This window comes from Reyranella aquatilis (assembly GCF_020880995.1).
Lineage (GTDB): Bacteria > Pseudomonadota > Alphaproteobacteria > Reyranellales > Reyranellaceae > Reyranella > Reyranella aquatilis.
This window is the reverse complement of sequence record NZ_JAJISD010000001.1, coordinates 503,131-521,722: the sequence shown is the minus strand read 5'-3', so window position 1 is coordinate 521,722 and position 18,592 is coordinate 503,131. Positions and strand designations below refer to the sequence as shown.

Here is an 18,592-nt window from a genome sequence, read left to right as displayed (position 1 = left end):
TCGCCAGAGTTGATACGGTCCGGTCGATGGATTTCACCCTTTCAGAAGACCAGCAGGCTTTCCGCGACACGGCCCGGCAGTTCGCGACGGACCGCATGCTGCCGAACGCGGCGCGGTGGGACGCCGAGAAGATCTTTCCGGAGGAGGTTCTGCGCGAAGCCGCGGCCCTCGGCTTCGGCGGCATCTACGTGCGCGACGACGTCGGCGGCAGCGGCCTCAGCCGGTTCGATGCCGCCCTGATCATGGAAGAGCTGTCGGCTGCCTGTCCCAGCACGGCGGCGTATATCTCGATTCACAACATGGCCGCCTGGATGATCGATGCTTTCGGCGACGATCAGCAGCGCCGGCGCTTCCTGCCCAGGCTCTGCTCGATGGAGCATTTCGCGAGCTATTGCCTCACCGAGCCGGGGGCCGGCTCCGACGCGGCGGCGCTGTCGACGCGCGCCGAACTGCAGGGCGACCACTACGTCCTGAACGGCAGCAAGGCCTTCATATCGGGCGGCGGCCGCAGCGACATCTATGTCGTGATGCTGCGCACCGGCGGCGCCGGGGCAAGCGGCGTATCGACCCTGGTGGTCGAGGCGGGCACGCCCGGCCTGTCCTTCGGCAAGCAGGAGAACAAGCTCGGCTGGAACAGCCAGCCGACCGCATCGGTGATCTTCGAGAACTGCCGGGTGCCGGTCGCCAACCGGCTCGGGCCCGAGGGCCACGGCTTCAAGATCGCGATGATGGGGCTGGATGGCGGGCGCATCAACATCGGCGCCTGTTCGCTGGGTGGCGCACGCGCCTGCCTGGAGACGGCCTCGCGCTACGTGCTTGAGCGCAAGCAGTTCGGCAAGCTGCTGGCGGACTTCCAGGCGACGCAGTTCAAGCTCGCCGACATGGCGACCGAACTAGACGCCGCGCGGCTCATGATCTGGCGTGCCGCCTCGCTGCTCGACGCCAAGTCGCCCGAGGCGACCCAGGCGGCGGCCATGGGCAAGCGCTTCGCCACCGACACGGGGTTCCGTGTGGTCAACGAGGCGCTGCAATTGCATGGCGGATACGGCTACTTGAAGGATTTCCCGCTGGAGCGCTATCTCCGCGACCTGCGCGTGCACCAGATCCTCGAAGGCACCAACGAGATCATGCGCGTGATCATCTCGCGAAGGCTCCTGGTGGGCTGACCCCGTCCGAAGTTTGGAGTTTGAATTGTCAGAAGCTGAAATTCTGTTCGATGTGAAGGATGGTCTGGGCATCATGACGCTCAACCGGCCGAAAGTCCTCAACTCGCTGTCGCACGGCATCATCCTGGAGATGGAGCGCGTGATGCCGGAGTGGGAGAAGGACCCGTCCATCAAGGCGGTGGTGCTGCGTGGCGCGGGTGACCGGGCCTTCTCCGCCGGCGGCGACGTGGCGGGGCTCTATCGCGAGATGCGCGACAATCCCTCGGGCACGCTGCGCCGCGACTTCTTCCGCGACGAGTACATCGTCAACCGCCGCATCTACCGCTACGCCAAGCCGTGGATCTCGCTGATCGACGGCATCAACATGGGCGGTGGTGTCGGTCTGTCGGCGCACGGCTCGCACTCGGTGGTGACCGAGAAGTACCTCTTCGCGATGCCCGAGACGACCATCGGCCTCTTTCCTGACGTCGGCGGCGGCTACTTCCTGACGCGCCTTCCGGGTGCGCTGGGCACGTTCCTGGCGCTCACCAGCTACCGCCTCAAGGCGGCGGACGCGGTGTGGGCGGGCATCGCCCATGCCTTCGTGCCGAGCGCGAAGATCGACGATCTGCAGGCCGCCCTGGCCGCGGCGGATCTTTCCGGGCCCCGCGCCGACGAGAAGGTCGATGCGGTCATCGACCGGTTCAAGGCGGATGCCGGCGATCCCACGCTGCCGGCGCTGATGCCGGAGATCGACCGCTGCTTCTCGGCCGAGACGCTGCCCGAGATCGTTGCCAAGCTGAAGAAGTCGAACAGCGAGTTCGCGCAGAAGCAGTTGGCGGCGCTCATGAAGCTGTCGCCGCTGTCGATGGCCATCACGCTGGCCCAGCTCAAGGCCTGTGCGAACAAGTCGTTCGAGGACACGATGACGATCGAGTACCGCATGTCCCAGCGCTGCATGCAGAAGGGCCACGACTTCTTCGAGGGCGTGCGCGCGCTGCTGATCGACAAGGACCAGAAGCCACAGTGGAACCCGCCGACCATCGACGGCGTGACCGCGGCGATGGTCGAGGAGCATTTCAGGCCGGTGGCGAACGACCTGTTCTTCGACTGAAGCGGCAGAAAACCTAACGGAGGAAACCATGGCGAAGATCGCCTTCATCGGTCTAGGCAACATGGGCGGCCCGATGGCCGCCAACCTGGCCAAGGCGCAGCATCACGTGTCGGCATTCGACCTGTCGGACGCCGCCGTGGCCGCGGCGGTGGAAAAGGGGGCGCACAAGGCCTCCTCCGCGGCGGAGGCCGTCAAGGGTGCGGAGATCGTCGTCACCATGCTGCCGGCCGGCAAGCATGTCCGCGAGGTCTACGAGAAGGACGTCCTGCCGAACGTTGCCAGGGGCACGCTGCTGATCGATTGCTCGACCATCGACGTGGAGAGCGCCCGCCATGTGGCGGCGCTGGCCGAGAAGGCCGGCATGGACATGGTCGATGCGCCGGTCTCGGGCGGCGTAGGCGGAGCCACTGCCGGCACGCTCACCTTCATGGTGGGCGGCAGCGAGACGTCCTTCGCCAAGGCGAAGCCCATCCTGGAGAAGATGGGCAAGAACATCGTGCTGGCCGGCACCAGCGGCGGCGGGCAGGCGGCGAAGATCTGCAACAACATGATCCTGGGCATTTCCATGATTGCCGTCAGCGAAGCCTTCATGCTGGCCAAGCGGCTCGGTCTCGATGCGCAGAAGTTGTTCGATGTTGCCTCGACCGCCTCGGGCCAGTGCTGGTCGCTCACCAACTATTGCCCGGTACCGGGGCCGGTGCCGGCTTCGCCCGCCAACCGCGACTACCAGCCGGGCTTCACGGCGGCGATGATGCTGAAGGACCTGATGCTCGCGCAGCAGGCCGCGAACGCCGCGGGCGCCAGCACCCCGCTCGGCGCGGAGGCTGCCCAGCTCTTCAGCCTGTTCGTCAACTCGGGCAACGGCGCCAAGGACTTCTCCGGCATCATCAAGATGCTGGATGGCAAGTGAGGATCGGATGATCACGCTCTACGACCTCGCTTTCGAGGAAGACCGGCGACCCAGCCCGTTCTGCTGGCGAACCAAGTTCTCGCTGGCGCACAAGGGGCTCGACTTCACCAGCGTGCCGATGGGCTTCACGGAGAAGGAGAAGATCGCGTTTGCCGATTCCAAGACGGTGCCGGTCCTCAAAGACGGCGAGAAGCCGATCAAGGACAGCTGGGCGATCGCCGTCTATCTCGACGAGATGTACCCCGAGAAGTTGCTGCTGAAGAGCGAGATGGGGCGCTCCTACGCGCGGTTCATCAACGGCTGGGCGGATACAGTCATCAATGCCGCTCTCTTCCCGCTGATCGTGGGCGACCTCTATGATCGCGTCCGGCCGGAGGACAAACCCTACTTCGCCGAATCGCGCGGCGCACGGCTGGGCACGCAGGATTTTACAGGGTTCCAGGCCAAGGCGCGCGAGAAGGGGCTTGCGGCGCTTCGTACCGCTCTCGAGCCCGCGCGGCGGGCGTTGCGCGAGCAGAAGTTCCTGTCGGGCGCGGAGGCCGCCTATCCGGACTACATTCTGGCGGGCACCTTCATGTGGCCGCGCACGATCAGCCCGCTGGAGTTGCTGGAGCCTGACGACCCTGTCCATGCCTGGCGGGAGCGGATGCTCGATCTGTTCGGGGGCATGGCCCGCAAGGCGAAGACCGCGTAATGGCCGCCACGGAGGACAGGCCGTTCGACCCGGCGCAGCACCGCTTCGGGCCTGCGCACTGGTTCGAGGATCTGGCTGTCGGACAAAAGTTCTACATCAACTCGCGGACGCAGACCGAGGCGCTGTTCTCGGCCTTCCAACTCGCCAGCGGCGACAACCATCCGATCCACTACGACAGGGAATACTGCAAGGCGCTGGGCCATCGCGACATGCTGGCCCATGGGCTGCAGGTGGCGATCCAGGGTGCGGCGGGTGGGGGAATCTTTCCACATTTCGTGGGCGAATCGCTGATCGGATTCCTGGAGCAGTCATCGCGCTTCCTGAAGCCGGTCTATGTCGGCGACACGCTCTACCCGATGCTGGAGGTGATCGAGCTCAAGCCCGGTCGCACCACGGGGGTCGCCGTCCTGAAGCTCACCATTCACAATCAGGCGGGCGAACTGGTGTGCGACGGAGAGCACAAGTATCTTTTGAGGAAGAAGCCGCAGTAGGCGGCAGGAGGAGAGACCATGATCGGCGTTATCGCGAAACTGACCATCAAGCCCGGCACCAATGCGGACTTCGAGGCGACCATGAAGGCCCTGCAGGCCAAGGTCCATGCCGACGAGCCCGGCAACAAGCTCTATGCGCTGCACAAGACGGGCGACGTTAATGTCTACGTCATGTTGGAGCGTTACGAGAACCAGGCGGCGCTCGAGGCCCACCGGGCGGCTCCGCATTTCAAGGAACTGGGCCGCAAGCTCGGCGACTATCTTGCCGGCCGTCCCGACGTCCAGGTGATGGAAGAAGTCTAAAGACGAGCGCGGCGAGGTCGACGCATGGATGGCTTTACCCGTCGTCACACCCAGCCCGGTACAGCGCCCGGCACCCTGGCCGGGCGCGCGCCCGTTCCCGACGAGGCTCTCGACTTCACCCTGGTTGAGTACACCCAGGACGAGGTCGAGGTTCTTCATGGGGTGGAGGTGGATCAGTGCCGCTTCCACCTCGGTACTCCCGGCCATACATGGATCGACGTGGGTGGCAGGCCGAGTTCGGAGATGCTGCGCAGTCTCGGCATGGCGTTCAATCTCCATCCGCTGGCGCTTGAGGATGTGTTCCACGCGAACCAGCGCAGCAAGCTCGACATCTACGAGGGGCAGGGCTTCATCGTCCTCAACGATCCGGCCTACGAGGACTGCACGCTGAAGGGCCGGCAGGTCAGCATCTTCTTCGGCGACAACTACGTCATCTCCTTCCATGACCTGAAGGCTGACATCTTCAAGCCGGTCCGCGACCGTATCCAGACGGCGGGCTCCCGGCTGCGCACCTTCGGCATCGACTACCTCGTCTATGCGCTGATCGATCTCGTGGTGGACCGCAAGTTCCCGTTGATCGAAGCCCTGTCGACGCATCTCGAGGAGCTGGAGGAGGAGGCGCTCGATCATCCGACCAAGGACACGCTGGCGCACATCCACCAGGCACGGCGAGCGCTGGTGTCGTTCCATCGCATCCAGTGGGCCGAACGCGAGACTGTGCTTGCGGTGATGCGGCCCGACGTGCCGTTCATCATGCCGGAGACGCGCACCTACCTTCGCGACTGCTTCGACCATGCCGTGGCCGTCCTGGAGCTGGTCGAGAGCTACCGCGAAATGGCCAACGGCCTCATGGAAGTCTACCTCATGGATTCGTCCAACCGGATGTCCGAGGTCATGAAGACCATGGCGGTCATCACCGTGTTCTTCATGCCGCTGAGCTTCCTGGCCGGCATCTACGGCATGAACTTCGACCGCGACACCGGAAACATGCCCGAACTGGGCTGGAAGTACGGTTACACGTTCTTCTGGGTGATGGTCGTCGTCATCGTCGGCTCGATCTTCCTTTGGCTGAAGCGCAAGCGCTGGATCTGAGGGCGCCATGACCTACCGAATCTACGGCTCTGAACTGTCGCCCTACTCGGTGAAGGTCCGGTCCTTCTTCCGCTACAAGAAGATCGACCACGAATGGATCCCGCGCTCGCCCGCGGTCCAGGCGGAGTTCCAGAAGTACGCCAAGCTGCCGCTCGTCCCGCTGGTCGTGACGCCGGAAGGCGAGGGCGTCCAGGATTCGACCCCGATCCTCGAACGCTTCGAGACCTCGCATTCCGAACCGTCCGTTACTCCGGCGGATCCCGCCCTCGCTTTCGTGTCGGCGCTGCTGGAAGAGTATGGCGACGAGTGGGGCAACAAGTGGATGTTCCACTATCGCTGGCGCTATCAGCCGGACGTGTGGTCGACGGCCGAGCGTATCGCCCTGCAGATGATGGGCGCGCAGGGCACGCTTGCCGTGGCACAGGCGCGCGCGGCCGTGGCCGAGCGCATGACGGGGCGGCTGGGGTTCGTAGGGTCCAACACGGCGACGGAGCCGGTGATCGAGGCGTCGTTCGCGAAGGCCCTGGGCCTAATCGAGGCGCATCTGGCGTCGCGGCCCTACCTGCTGGGCGGCCGTCCCGCCATGGCCGATTTCGGCCTGTGGGGCCAGCTCTACGAGGCCGCGACCGATCCGACCCCGGGCGCGCTCATGCGGGCCTCGGCGCCGAAGGTGATGGCCTGGGTCCAGCGGATGCTCTCGCCTCGGGAGGAAGGCGCCTTCGAGACGCTCGACGCGCTTGCACCGACGCTCGAACCGCTCCTCTCCCAGGAGGTGGGCGCGCTGTTCCTGCCCTGGTCGGCGGCCAACGCGGCTGCGATCGGGCGCGGAGACAAGAGCTTCACTGTGAACCTTGGCGAAGTGTCCTGGGCGCAGGAGCCCCAGAAGTACCATGCACGCTCCCTGGCGGAGATCCGCGCAAAGTTCGCCGCCGCCAGGGGCGCGAGCGGACTGGAACCGCTCCTGGCAAAGACGGGCTGCCTCGCAATCCTCGCCGGCTAGCGGATCGACGTCAGGATCAGCGTCACGCCCGACAGGCAGAGCAGGCCGAGCAGGATACGCCGGAACTGTGCATCGTTGACGCGGCCGTAGAGGGCCAGGCCGATGCGTGCACCGACGAGCGTCGTCGGGACGGTGATCACCGCCCAGATCAGGAATGTCCGGTCGAGAAAGCCAGCGATCCCGGCTGAGACCAGGGCGAGTAACAGAACGCTCATGTTGAAGGGCTGGTTGACGCCCCGTTGTTCGTCCTTGCCGAAGCCGCGAAGCTGCGCCCAGATTGCCGGCGCCGGGCCGCTGAGGCTCGCCATGCCGCCCAGCACGCCGCCGATCAGCCCGACCGTGGCGTCGGCGGCAGGCCCGCCACCCGTGATGACGGGCGGGCGTCGCACGATTGCCATCCAGGCGCTGTAGACGATCAGCAGGACGCCGACGCCGACCTTGAGCGGCTCCGGTTCTAAGTGGTGCAGGAGGAGCGTACCCACCGGGACGCCGACCAGTCCGGCGGACAGCATCGGCCAGAGGCGCGACCAGCGCACGCCACTCCAGATCCGGGGTAGCGACTGGATGTGGCCGGCAACGCCGCAGAGGGCGGTGAGGGGGGCGGCCGTCAGGGGCGACATGGCCTGCAGCCAGAAGCCCAGCGCCACCAGCGCGTAGCCGGTGCCGCTCAATCCGTTGACGAAGCCTGCGGCCAGCGCCCCGGCGACGACGATCGCAATGTCGCCGGGGGGAGGCAGGGTCACGGCCGGCTAGTTTCCGGCGCTGAACGCCTGCATGCCCGTGATGGCACGGCCGAGAATCAGCGCATGGACGTCGTGCGTGCCCTCGTAGGTGTTCACCGCTTCGAGGTTCATGGCGTGGCGGATCACGTGATACTCGTCCGAGACGCCGTTGCCGCCGTGCATGTCGCGGGCGACGCGGGCGATGTCGAGGGCCTTGCCGCAGTTGTTCCGCTTGATCAGCGAGATCATCTCGGGCTGGGCATGGCCCTTGTCCTTGAGGCGGCCGACGCGCAGGCAGGCCTGCAGGCCGAGCGCGATCTCCGTCTGCATGTCGGCCAGCTTCTTCTGGATCAGCTGCGTCGCGGCCAGCGGCCGGCCGAACTGCTTGCGCTCCATCGTATAGTTGCGCGCCTGCTTCCAACAGAATTCGGCGGCGCCCATGGCGCCCCAGGCGATGCCGTAGCGGGCGTTGTTGAGGCAGCCGAACGGGCCGCCGAGACCGGCGACGTTCGGCATCATGTTCTCGACCGGCACGAACACCTCATCGAGCATGATGGCGCCGGTCACCGAGGCACGCAGGCTGAACTTGCCTTCGATCTTCGGCGTCTCGATGCCCTTCCAGCCCCGCTCCAGGATGAAGCCGCGGATCGCACCGCCGTCGAGCTTGGCCCAGATGACCAGCACGTCGGCGATCGGCGAGTTGGTGATCCACATCTTGGAGCCGGAGAGCTTGAAGCCGCCGGGAACCGTCGTGGCGCGGGTCTTCATGCCGCCGGGATCGGAGCCGTGATCGGGCTCGGTGAGGCCAAAGCAGCCGACCCACTCGCCGGTGGCGAGCTTGGGAAGGTACTTCATGCGCTGCTCTTCGCTGCCGTAGGCATAGATCGGATGCATGACCAGCGAGGACTGGACGCTCATCGCCGAGCGGTAGCCGGAATCGACGCGCTCGACCTCGCGGGCGACGAGCCCGTAGGAGGTGTAGTTGGCGCCGGCGCAGCCGTACTTCTCCGGGAGTGTGGAGCCCAGCAGGCCGAGCGCCCCGAACTCGTTCATGATCTCGCGGTGGAACTTCTCGTGGCGGTTGGCCTCGAGGACGCGCGACATGAGCTTGTCCTGGCAGTAGTCGCGGGCGACGTCGCGGATGGCGATCTCTTCCTCGGTGAGCTGGTCGTCGAGGAAGAAAGGATCCTCCCAGTCGAAGGGCTTGGCGTCGGCGGTGATGCCCTTGGCGGCGCTCTTGATCGGGGTGGCGGCGTTGGCCATGTCTGCTCCTGGCTATTTCGCCCGCGTCTTATCAGGCAGGGCGTGCCGCGCCAACGGGCTAAAGAGTCGTACCGCCGCCGGTCTTGCCGGTCAGCGCCCGGAAAAGCTCGAGGTTCAGCCTGCCGAAGGCCTCGGTGGCCCGCAGCTCGACGGTCCGCGGGCGCGGCAGGTCGATCCGGAGGTCTGCCGCTATGCGGCCCGGCCGGGCCGACATGACGATCACGCGATCGGACAGGAAAACCGCCTCCGGGATCGAATGGGTGACGAACAGCACGGTCTTGCGGGCCTCCCGGGCGAGGTCTTTCTCGCCCCAGATGCGCAGCAGTTCGAGCGCCATGTCGTCCCGTGTCATGGCGTCCAGGGCGCCGAACGGCTCGTCCATCAGCAGGAGCGGCGGGTCGAGCAGCAGGGCACGGCAGAGCGCGGCACGCTGCTGCATGCCGCCCGACAGTTCGCGCGGCAGCTTGGGGCCGAAGCCGGCGAGACCGGCCATCTCGAGGAGCTGTTCGGCGCGCGGGCGCAGTTTCGCAGGATCCTTGCCGGCGAGTTCGGCTGGCAGGAGCACGTTCTCCAGGATGGAACGCCACTTCAGCAGGATGGGGGCCTGGAAGACCATGCCGATGTCGGGGATCGGCTGGGTCACGGTCCGGCCGGCGACCGTGATCGTGCCGCGCGTGGCCGGCCGCAGGCCGGCCACGATGCGCAGCAGGGTCGACTTTCCGCAGCCGCTCGGGCCGACCAGCGAGACGAACTCTCCGGCCCCGATCGACGCGGAAATGCCGGCGAGGGCCTCGACCGGGCCGCTCGCCGCCTGATACGTCATGCCGACCTCGTGGAGGTCGATCAGTCCCTTGTTCACGCGACGCGACTACCTCGATCAGTTAGGCATCGCCACCTTGGTGAAGAACTCGGTCGAGTAGACGTCCTTGCACTCGACCTTCTTCGGCAGGCCCATGTAGGCGTTCACCAGATCGACCGAATCGCACATCTTCTTCTCGTCGATCCAGCCGATGCCGTTCTTGGCGTAGCGATCGGTCCTCATCAGTCCAAGGCCGATCAGCATATTGGGCGTCATCACCTCGACGTCGACCTCGGGCACGCGCTTCTTCAGGATCTCCATCGCGGCCTTCGGGTCGGCCATGACGTCGCGCCAGCCCATGTAGGAGGCTTCGAGGAAGTCCTTGAGGGCCTTCGGACGGTCCTTCATCGTCTTCGCGCTGGCGATGATCGACATCGAGTACATGTCGAATCCGAAGTCCGCCCACGGCATCATGACGACGTTGCCCTTGCCGGCAGCCTTCTCGTAGAGCGGGAGGCCGGTGCTGTAGTCGCCCACGCCGTCGACGCGCTTCTCCGCGACGGCCGCGATCTTGGCGGCGGGCTCGATGTTCACCCAGGACACCTTGGAAGGGTCGATCCCGTTCACCTTGGCGAAGGCCGGGAACATCTGGCGCTGCGAATCGCCCGGAGGGGCGGCGAGCGTCTTGCCTTCCAGGTCCTTCGGCTTGGAGAGGGGCTTCTCCTTGAGGCTGAAGATGTTGAGCGGCGTCTTGTCGAAGACCATGCCGACTGTCTTCACCGTTGTGCCACGGCCGACCGAAGCAATAACCACGGCGGCGTCGGCGAGGCCGGCATCGGCGCGGCCGGTATCGACCTTGGCGATCGAATCGCCGGAGCCCTTGGAGTTTTCCAGCGTCACGTCGAGGCCCTTGGCCTTGTAGTAGCCCTTGTCGAGGGCGACCCAGTAGGCGGCATGGTCGCCGACCGCGAACCAGTTGAGCGCGAAGGTGAACTTCTCCTGCGCCGAGGCGGCGCCGGAGGTGGCCAGCAACGCGGCCAACGCGAGCGACAATGTACGAGCCATGACGATCTCCCTTTTCCCTTCCCCGAACTCAGTCGACACCCTCGGCCCACGGGGCCCAGAGATGCGCCAGCAAGACGACGGCGCCGTAGAGCAGGAGGCCCACGACGGAAATCCAGACCAGGGCCGCGAACGCCACCGAGGTGTTCATGCTGCTCTGCGTGGTGACGATGACGTAGCCCAGGCCGCGCTGCGAGGCGACGAACTCGCCGACGATGGCGCCCACCACGGCGGCGGTCGCCGTGATCTTCAGGGCGCTCAGGATGTAGGGCAGCGCGTTGGGGATGCGGATCTTGACGAAGATCTTCCACTTCGGGGCGTTGAAGACTCGGCCGAGGTCGAGCATGTCGGGCTCGACCTGCGAGAGGCCGACCGCTGTGTTGATGACCACCGGGAAGAAGCCGATCAGGGCGCCCATCAGCATGTTGGGAAAGATGCCGTAGCCCATCCAGATCAGGAACAGCGGCGCGATTGCCACTTTCGGGAGCGTGTTCACGAACACGAGGAAAGGCACCAGGGCATTGGCGAGAACCGGCGACCAGGCGATCGCGACGCCCAGCGCCACGCCGACCACCGCGGCCATCAGGAAGGCACCGATGATCTCCAGCGTGGTCGTCCACAGATGGCCGGCCCAGGCCGTGTCGCCATGCCAGAGCGCGTTCCACACCGAGAGCGGCGCGGGCAGGAGGTATTCGCGGATGTTGCCGAAGGTGACGGCGGTCTGCCAACTCGCCAGCAGGAAAGCGAAGAGAACGACGGTCGGCCAGTATTGCCGGCTGAAGGCGCCCAGTTTCGTCATGCGCGCGGTGCGATGAACCTGTTCATCGCTTTCGTCGCGCTGATATCATGCAGCCCCATGCGATGAGACTGGCGAACGCGCATTTGCCCGTCAAGGCGAGGTTCGTCCGTGAAGCTTTCCCTCTGCAACGAAGTCATCCGTGAACTCCCGTTCGAACGCCAGTGCGCCCTGGCCGCAGCACTGGGCTACAGAGGCCTCGAGGTCGCGCCCTTTACCCTGGGCGACGATGCATGGCGCATGCCGGCCGCCCGGCGGGGCGAGGTCCGTCGCGCCTGCAGCGATGCTGGCCTCGAGGTGAGCGGCCTGCACTGGCTGCTGGCGGCACCCGCCGGCCTCTCGATCGCCAGCGCCGATCGCGCGGTCTGGCAACGCAGCCTAGATGTGATGCTGGCCTCGATCGAACTCTGCGCCGAACTGGGCGGCGCCTACCTCGTCCATGGCTCGCCCGCCCAGCGTCGCGTCGCGGATCCCGACGATGCCAGGCGGATCGAGGAGGCCTGGGCCGCGGCGGCGGCGGCATCCGAGAAAGCGGGCGTCGTCTATTGCCTGGAACCGCTGGCCCGGCCCGATTGCAACTTCGTCAATACGCTGCGGGAAGCCGAAGCGGTCGTCCGCCGGCTCGGTAGTCCGGCGTTCAAGCTGATGGTCGATACGCTGGCGTCGGGCCTCGAGGAAAGGGAGCCGGTCGCCGATGCGATCCGCCGATGGATGCCGACCGGCCTGATGGCTCACGTCCAGTTCAACGACCGCAACAAGCGGGGACCGGGCGAGGGCGCCGACAAATTCGCTCCTGTCGTCCAGGCTCTGCGCGACACCGGCTACGATGGCTGGATCGCCATGGAGCCCTTCATTTACGAGCCCGACGGGCCGACCTGCGCGGCGCGCATGATCGGCTACGTGCAGGGCCTGCTGGAGCAAAGCGCATGAAAGTGAAAGTGGATGCGGTCGACCGCTTCGAGCGCGACCATCGCCTGCGCCTCCCATTCCGCTTCGGCGTCATCACCGTGACCCAGGGCATCCAGGCGATCATTCGCGTGCGGATCGCACTGGAGGACGGCCGCACCAGCGAGGGAGTCGCAGCCGAGGCATTGGGCGCCAAATGGTTCGAGAAGAGTCCCGAGTTTTCCGACGCCCAGAATCTCGACCAGCTACGGCAGGCGCTGCAGCTCGCCATCGACCACTACACGGCGCGCGGCTTCGACACGCCGTTCGGCCTCTATGCTGGCAGCTACCGCCAGCAGATCGCGCGCGGCGCCGAACTCGGGCTCAATCCACTCGTGGCTTCCTATGGACCGGCGCTGCTCGACCGCGCGATCATCGATGCGGTGGGCAAGGCGACGGGACAGTCTTTCGCGCAGATGATCGTGGCCAATGTGCCGGGGATCGCCGCGACGGACCTGACGCCCGACATCGAGGCGGGGCATCTGGCGGGCTTCCTCGCAGGCTTGAAGCCACGGCCCACGATCGATCTTCGCCACACGGTGGGGCTGGTCGATCCGCTGACGGCGGCGGAGCGGCCGGTCTCCGAGCGCGTGAATGACGGGCTGCCGGAGACGCTGGAAGAGGTCGTGTCCCTCTATCACGGCCGCTACTACAAGCTGAAGGTCGGCGGCGACATCGAGGCCGATCTCGACCGCCTGACGCGCATCGCCTCTGTGCTGGATGCCGCGGCTGGCGACTACAAGGTGACGTTCGACGGCAACGAGCAGTACGACGATGTCGATGGCATCGTCGAACTCTGGCGTAAGGTCGAGGAGACGCCCGCGCTGGCGAGGATGGTCAAGGCAACGCTGTTCATCGAACAGCCGATCAAGCGCCAGGCGGCGCTCAGCCGGCCCGTGACGGCGCTTGCCCACTATCGCCCGGTCATCATCGACGAGTCCGACGGCGAGCTGTCGACGTTCCCGCAGGCGCTGAAGCTCGGCTATGCCGGTGTTTCGAGCAAGAACTGCAAGGGTTTCTACAAGTCGATCCTGAATGCCGCGCGCGTCGCGAAGCTCGGCCCGGGTTACTTCATGTCAGCCGAGGATCTGACGACGCAGCCCGGTGTGAGCGTCCAGCAGGATCTGGCGCTGGTCTCTCTGCTGGGCCTCACCCATGTCGAGCGCAACGCCCACCATTTCATCGACGGCATGTCGTCGGCCTCCGATGCCGAGCAGAATGGCTTCGTCGCCGCGCATCCCGAGCTCTACGAGCGGCAAACGGGCAAGCCGGCTCGTCTCAAGGTCAAAGACGGGGCGCTGGCGTTGGATTCGCTCGGGTGTCCCGGTTTTGCGGTCGGCGTCGATCTCGACTTCACGGCGCTCCGGCCGATGCTCGACGCGCCGCGCGAACGGCTGATGCCGGCCCATCCTGGAGGGAAGAAATGAGCACCAACCTTCCGGCCCGCTTCGACAGCGTCGAGGCGGTCGAGGACTTCATGACTTCACCATCCGCCGAACTTGTGGCCGATCTCGCCGCGACGCCGGGCGACATTCTCGTGTTGGGCGTCGGCGGCAAGATGGGCCCGACCTTGGCGCGCATGGCCAAGCGCGCGGCGCCGACCAAGCGCGTGATGGGCGTGGCGCGCTTCAGCGAGCCCGGTGTGAAGGAGGCGTTGGAGAAGGCCGGCGTCGAGCCGATCTCCGCCGACCTCCTCGATCGAAAGGCGCTGGAGAGTCTCCCGAGGGCCGCCAACGTCGTCTTCATGGCCGGTCGAAAATTCGGCGCCACCGGGGACGTGCCGCTCACCTGGGCGATGAACGTCCAGGTGCCGGCAATGGTCGCCGAGGTCTTCAAGGAGTCGCGCATCGTCGCCTTCTCGACCGGCTGCGTGTACCCGTTCGTGCCGGTCGACGGTGGCGGCGCGACCGAGGAGGTGCCGCCTGTGCCGCCGTCCGGCGACTATGCGAACTCCTGCGTCGGCCGCGAGCGCATGTTCGAGTATTTCTCGGCCCGCCACGGCACCCCGGGCCGGCTGTTCCGTCTGAACTATGCGATCGACATGCGTTACGGCGTTCTGCACGACGTCGGCCGCAAGGTGCGGGACGGTGAGCCGATCGACCTGTCAATGGGGCACGTCAACGTGATCTGGCAGGGCGATGCGAATTCGGTCGCGCTGCGCTGTCTCGCGCGCGCCACCACACCCACGACTCCGATCAACGTCACCGGGCTGGAGACCATCGAGATTCGCTGGCTGGCCGCCGAATTCGGCAAGCTGCTGGGCAAGACCCCGACACTCACCGGCAAGGAAGCGCCGACCGGCTGGCTTAACAACGCGAGCCGTATGGAGAAGGAATTCGGTTCGCCCAGCGTGCCGCTCTCGAAGATGATCGAGTGGACGACCGACTGGCTCGAGCGGGACATGGCCACCCTGAACAAGCCCACGCACTACGAGGTGCGCGATGGCAAGTATTGACGCACTCGACGTCCGGCCGATCGAGCCGGAACAGAGCGATGCGGTGTGGCCTCTGTCGATCGAGGCAGGCTGGAATCAGAACGTCGCCGACTGGCGCTTCATGCTGGGCGCGGGGCGTGGCTTCGGCTGCATCGCGCCGGACGGGACATGGCAGGCCAGTTCGCTGATCCTGCCGCTCGGCCAAAAGCTCGCCTGGATCAGCATGGTGCTGGTGACGCAGGATCGCCGTCGCGGCGGCGTCGGCACGGGCCTGCTGAAGCGCTGCATCGAGGAAGTGCGCTCGGCCGACGCCGTTGCCGGCCTCGACGCCACCGAGCAGGGACGGCCGATCTATCTGCCGTTGGGCTTTCGCGACCTCTACCGGATCGCGCGATGGCATTTCGACGACGCAAAAGCCGGCGCGGTCGCGTCCCCGGCCGGCATCACGATCCGGCCGGTCACCCCGGCCGACCTGCCGCGGCTTGCCGTCTACGACCGGCCGCTGACCGGCATGGAACGTCCCTCGATCCTGATGCACCTCGCGCTCCGCCAGCCCGGCCGGGCCTGGCTGGCAGAAGACGGGGGCGGCAAGATCGTCGGCTTCGTGCTGGGCCGCGAAGGAAGGGTGGCGACGTCGCTCGGACCCGTGGTCGCCGACCGCGAGGCGATTGCCCTCGCGCTGATCTCGCAGGCCGCGGTGTCCGCGCCGGGGCCGTTCATCATCGACGTGCCGGAGGCACATAGTTCGGTCCGCGCCTGGCTCCTGGAACAGGGCGCGACCTCGCCACGAGGCTACATGCGCATGACCCTGGGGACGGCGAAGGGGCTGGACGATCCCCGCCATGTCTTTGCCCTCGCGGGTCCGGAACTGGGATAGGATGGCGGCATGAGCACCGACAAGGCCCTTCATTGGCGCGATCTTCCGGCGCCGGTCCTGTCCCTGCTGCGGCAGGGCACCGTCATTCCCGCGCACCCGCTGGCGCTCGATACCGAACGGAACTTCGACGAGCAGTCGCAGCGAGCGTTGAGCCGCTACTACCTCGATGCCGGTTCGGGCGGCCTGGCCGTCGGCGTGCATTCCACCCAGTTCGCCATCCGCGAGGTCGGCCTCTACCGTCCGGTCCTCGAACTCGCCATCGAGACGGCGCGCGACTGGACCGACCGGCCGCTGGTCATGATCGCGGGCGCGGTCGGCAAGACGGTGCAGGCGGTCGAGGAAGCACGCACGGCGCGGTCGCTCGGCTATCATGCGGTGCTGCTGTCCCTGGCGGCGCTGAAAGGCGCCAGCGAGGACGAGCTGATCGAGCATTGCTCTTCGGTCGCGAAGGAGATGCCGCTGATCGGCTTCTACCTGCAGACGGCCGTGGGCGGCATCAAGCTGTCGCGCGAGTTCTGGACGCGCTTCGCGGCGATCGACAATGTCGTGGCGATCAAGGTGGCGCCGTTCAATCGCTACCGCACGCTCGACGTCTGCTTCGGCATCGCCGCCGCGCATGCCGAGAATCGCATCACGCTCTATACCGGCAACGACGATCACATCGTGGCCGATCTCGTGACGCCGATGGTGGTTCGCACCGGCAACCGCGAGGTGACCTTGCGCTTCCAGGGCGGCCTGCTCGGGCATTGGAGCGTCTGGACGCGTGGCGCGGTGAAGATGCTGGAGCGGCTCAAACTCTCGGTGTCCAACGGCGCGATTTTGCCCGAGGTACTGGCGCTGGACTCGTTCGTGACCGACTGCAACAGCGTCGTGTTCGACGTCGATCACGATTTCGCCGGCTGCATTCCCGGCTGCCACGAGATCCTGCGGCGGCAGGGGCTGCTGAAGTCGATCGAATGCCTCGATCCGCACGAGAAGCTGAGTCCTGGCCAGAGCGAGGGCATCGACCGGCTCTACGCCACCTATCCCGAGCTGCATGACGATGCTTTCGTGGCGGCGAACCTCGAGCGCTGGCGGAACTGAACCGTTGGAAGACCTGTTTGCGACGCACGATGCCCTTGCCGTCGCGGAGCTGGTCCGCCGCGGCGAGATCGGGGTGCGCGAACTGCTCGACGCGAGCCTCGCGCGGCTGCGTCGGGTCAACGGGCGGCTGAACGCCATTACCGACTTCTACGAAGGCGATCTGCTGGAGAAGTCGATCGCGGCGGCGGGCGAGGGACCGTTCCACGGCATTCCCTTCGTCGTGAAGCAGCTCATGGCCGATTGTGCCGGCACCCCGACCACCGTCGGTTCGCGCTTCTTCGCCAGGGAGCCGGTCGCGCTGCGGGACAGCGCGGCGGTGGCGCGCATGCGCCGCGCCGGCCTGGTGATCGTGGGGCGCAGCAACACCAGCGAGTTCGGCCTCGCGCCGACGACCGAACCCGCATTCGGCGGCGCGACGGTCAATCCGTGGCGTGCCGACCTGTCGCCGGGCGGCTCTTCCGGCGGATCGGCAGCCGTCGTGGCCGCGCGGGCGCTGCCGATGGCGCATGCGACCGACGGCGGCGGTTCGATCCGCATTCCGGCCTCATTGTGTGGCCTGTTCGGTCTGAAGCCCTCGCGTGGCCGCATCAGCCTGGCGCCGATGGGGGAGACGCTGGCGGGGGCGGGAGCACAGCTCTGCGTGTCCCTCTCGGTGCGCGACAGCGCGGCGTTGCTCGATGCACTGGCGGGCGGGGAGCAGGGCGATCCCTACCGTGCGCCGGAGACCGAAGGCAGTTTTCTCGACGCGACCGGGCGGGCACCGGCCAGGCTCCGCGTTGCGTTCCTGCGCAGGCCCGTGGGCTGGGAAGCGATGGAGCCGGCATTGGTTGCGGCCGTCGAACGCACGGCGAAGCGGCTGGAAGCGCTGGGCCATCATGTCGAGGAGGCCGTGCCGGACTATGACGCCGAAGCAACGGGCAAGGCCTTCGGCACGGTGATGTGTGCCAACACCTTCACCAACATACAGGTGCGTGCCAACGGCCGCGTGCCGGGGCCGGATGATCTCGAGCCGGTGACGCGACTCTATGCGGAGCAGGGCGCCAGGATCGGCGCGCACGACTATATTCGGGCCGTACAGACATTCCATCGCACGGGCCGACAGCTGGGCGCCTTCTTCGAAAGGTTCGACATCCTCCTGTCGCCGACCATTGCCCGCCCGTCACTGCCGCTCGGCACGGTGCGCATGGACGGCACGCTGGAGAAGTACGAGGAGGGGCTGACGCCGATGGTGGCTTTCACTGCCGTGTGCAACGCCGCCGGCGTCCCGGCCATGTCGGTGCCACTCGAATGGACTGCAGACGGTCTGCCCATCGGCATGCATTTCGTGGCGCGCTATGGTGCCGAGGCCACCCTGTTGTCGTTGGCCGCGCAGCTCGAAGGGGCGCATCCCTGGCGCGATCGGCGGCCTTCCGGAGAGAAGTGACATGACCGGTAGTTTCTGGCGCATGGTGGTCGCGGGCTTCATCGCCGGTGCGTTGAGCGTGCTGGTGTTCCATCAGCTCGGCTTTCACTTCGCCGCCGAACTCGGCTACGGCCGGTCCAATCTCTACAGCATGCGCCCGGTGCCGCCGTGGGGCGTACCCACGATCGTCTCGCAATGCTTCTGGGGCGGCTTGTGGGGTATCCTCGGCGCCCTGGTCGTCACGCGCCTGCCGGGTGCCTTGAATGGCGCGCTGGGCTGGATCCTGTTCGCGGCCACGCTGGTGCTGGCGGTGAACTGGTTCGTCGTGCTGCCGCTCAAGGGTGCGCCTGTTGGAGGCGGCTGGCGCCTGCCGGGCGTGGTCGTGGTGCCGATCGTCTATGCGCTCTGGGGCTTCGGCATGTGGCTGTTCTATACGCTCGCGCGCAAACTGCTGAGGTAG

At 66.5% G+C, this 18,592-nt stretch carries 20 protein-coding genes; 15 read left to right on the top strand and 5 right to left on the bottom strand.

The window, feature by feature from the left end; all coding sequences use genetic code 11:
• Positions 1-26: 26 nt before the first annotated feature.
• Genes LJ725_RS02500 through LJ725_RS02465 form a run of 8 tightly spaced genes read left to right on the top strand, consistent with a single transcriptional unit; the run spans position 27 to position 6,749 of the window.
• Positions 27-1,166, top strand: a complete 1,140-nt coding sequence (locus LJ725_RS02500) for an isobutyryl-CoA dehydrogenase (protein WP_230549689.1) — start codon at positions 27-29, stop codon at positions 1,164-1,166.
• Between the two features lie 25 nt (positions 1,167-1,191).
• The gene (locus tag LJ725_RS02495) at positions 1,192-2,259 is read left to right on the top strand and encodes an enoyl-CoA hydratase/isomerase family protein (protein ID WP_230549035.1); all 1,068 of its coding nucleotides are present in this window, start codon (positions 1,192-1,194) and stop codon (positions 2,257-2,259) included.
• Between the two features lie 28 nt (positions 2,260-2,287).
• Positions 2,288-3,169 carry a 3-hydroxyisobutyrate dehydrogenase gene (mmsB, locus tag LJ725_RS02490; protein WP_230549034.1) on the top strand — a complete coding sequence of 294 codons (882 nt, stop codon included), beginning with the start codon at positions 2,288-2,290 and terminating at the stop codon, positions 3,167-3,169.
• 7 nt (positions 3,170-3,176) lie between these two features.
• Complete coding sequence (locus LJ725_RS02485) at positions 3,177-3,863, top strand: glutathione S-transferase N-terminal domain-containing protein (RefSeq protein ID WP_230549033.1); 687 nt, start codon at positions 3,177-3,179, stop codon at positions 3,861-3,863.
• Positions 3,863-4,354 (top strand): MaoC family dehydratase, encoded by a 492-nt coding sequence (locus tag LJ725_RS02480; protein WP_230549032.1) that lies wholly within the window; start codon positions 3,863-3,865, stop codon positions 4,352-4,354. The genes LJ725_RS02485 and LJ725_RS02480 overlap by 1 nt, the downstream gene beginning before the upstream one ends.
• Positions 4,355-4,372: 18 nt before the next feature.
• Positions 4,373-4,657: a putative quinol monooxygenase gene (locus tag LJ725_RS02475; protein WP_230549031.1), complete on the top strand. Its 285-nt coding sequence runs from the start codon at positions 4,373-4,375 to the stop codon at positions 4,655-4,657.
• A gap of 24 nt (positions 4,658-4,681) precedes the next feature.
• Positions 4,682-5,749: a magnesium/cobalt transporter CorA gene (gene corA / locus LJ725_RS02470; protein ID WP_230549030.1), complete on the top strand. Its 1,068-nt coding sequence runs from the start codon at positions 4,682-4,684 to the stop codon at positions 5,747-5,749.
• Between the two features lie 7 nt (positions 5,750-5,756).
• Positions 5,757-6,749: a glutathione S-transferase family protein gene (locus LJ725_RS02465; RefSeq protein ID WP_230549029.1), complete on the top strand. Its 993-nt coding sequence runs from the start codon at positions 5,757-5,759 to the stop codon at positions 6,747-6,749.
• Here LJ725_RS02465 and LJ725_RS02460 read toward each other — a convergent pair.
• Genes LJ725_RS02460 through LJ725_RS02440 form a run of 5 tightly spaced genes read right to left on the bottom strand, consistent with a single transcriptional unit; the run spans position 6,746 to position 11,394 of the window.
• Positions 6,746-7,492 (bottom strand): sulfite exporter TauE/SafE family protein, encoded by a 747-nt coding sequence (locus tag LJ725_RS02460; protein WP_230549028.1) that lies wholly within the window; start codon positions 7,490-7,492, stop codon positions 6,746-6,748. The genes LJ725_RS02465 and LJ725_RS02460 overlap by 4 nt on opposite strands.
• 6 nt (positions 7,493-7,498) lie before the next feature.
• Positions 7,499-8,734, bottom strand: a complete 1,236-nt coding sequence (locus LJ725_RS02455) for an acyl-CoA dehydrogenase (RefSeq protein ID WP_230549027.1) — start codon at positions 8,732-8,734, stop codon at positions 7,499-7,501.
• Positions 8,735-8,792: 58 nt separating this feature from the next.
• Complete coding sequence (locus tag LJ725_RS02450) at positions 8,793-9,593, bottom strand: ABC transporter ATP-binding protein (RefSeq protein WP_230549026.1); 801 nt, start codon at positions 9,591-9,593, stop codon at positions 8,793-8,795.
• 18 nt (positions 9,594-9,611) lie between these two features.
• Positions 9,612-10,598 (bottom strand): ABC transporter substrate-binding protein, encoded by a 987-nt coding sequence (locus LJ725_RS02445; RefSeq protein WP_230549025.1) that lies wholly within the window; start codon positions 10,596-10,598, stop codon positions 9,612-9,614.
• 28 nt (positions 10,599-10,626) lie between these two features.
• Positions 10,627-11,394, bottom strand: coding sequence for an ABC transporter permease (locus tag LJ725_RS02440; protein WP_230549024.1), 768 nt, complete (start codon positions 11,392-11,394; stop codon positions 10,627-10,629).
• 108 nt (positions 11,395-11,502) lie between these two features.
• On the opposite strand from LJ725_RS02440, the gene LJ725_RS02435 reads away from it, so the two are divergent.
• Genes LJ725_RS02435 through LJ725_RS02405 form a run of 7 tightly spaced genes read left to right on the top strand, consistent with a single transcriptional unit; the run spans position 11,503 to position 18,592 of the window.
• Positions 11,503-12,321: a sugar phosphate isomerase/epimerase family protein gene (locus LJ725_RS02435; RefSeq protein ID WP_230549023.1), complete on the top strand. Its 819-nt coding sequence runs from the start codon at positions 11,503-11,505 to the stop codon at positions 12,319-12,321.
• Positions 12,318-13,763, top strand: coding sequence for an enolase-like domain-containing protein (locus tag LJ725_RS02430; RefSeq protein WP_230549022.1), 1,446 nt, complete (start codon positions 12,318-12,320; stop codon positions 13,761-13,763). Before LJ725_RS02435 ends, LJ725_RS02430 begins: the two co-directional genes overlap by 4 nt.
• Positions 13,760-14,791, top strand: coding sequence for an NAD-dependent epimerase/dehydratase family protein (locus LJ725_RS02425; RefSeq protein WP_230549021.1), 1,032 nt, complete (start codon positions 13,760-13,762; stop codon positions 14,789-14,791). Before LJ725_RS02430 ends, LJ725_RS02425 begins: the two co-directional genes overlap by 4 nt.
• The gene (locus LJ725_RS02420) at positions 14,778-15,647 is read left to right on the top strand and encodes a GNAT family N-acetyltransferase (protein ID WP_230549020.1); all 870 of its coding nucleotides are present in this window, start codon (positions 14,778-14,780) and stop codon (positions 15,645-15,647) included. The genes LJ725_RS02425 and LJ725_RS02420 overlap by 14 nt, the downstream gene beginning before the upstream one ends.
• Positions 15,648-15,656: 9 nt before the next feature.
• Positions 15,657-16,730 (top strand): dihydrodipicolinate synthase family protein, encoded by a 1,074-nt coding sequence (locus LJ725_RS02415; protein ID WP_230549019.1) that lies wholly within the window; start codon positions 15,657-15,659, stop codon positions 16,728-16,730.
• Positions 16,731-16,734: 4 nt separating this feature from the next.
• Positions 16,735-18,153 (top strand): amidase, encoded by a 1,419-nt coding sequence (locus LJ725_RS02410; RefSeq protein WP_230549018.1) that lies wholly within the window; start codon positions 16,735-16,737, stop codon positions 18,151-18,153.
• Between the two features lies 1 nt (position 18,154).
• The gene (locus LJ725_RS02405; RefSeq protein WP_230549017.1) at positions 18,155-18,592 is read left to right on the top strand and encodes a hypothetical protein; all 438 of its coding nucleotides are present in this window, start codon (positions 18,155-18,157) and stop codon (positions 18,590-18,592) included.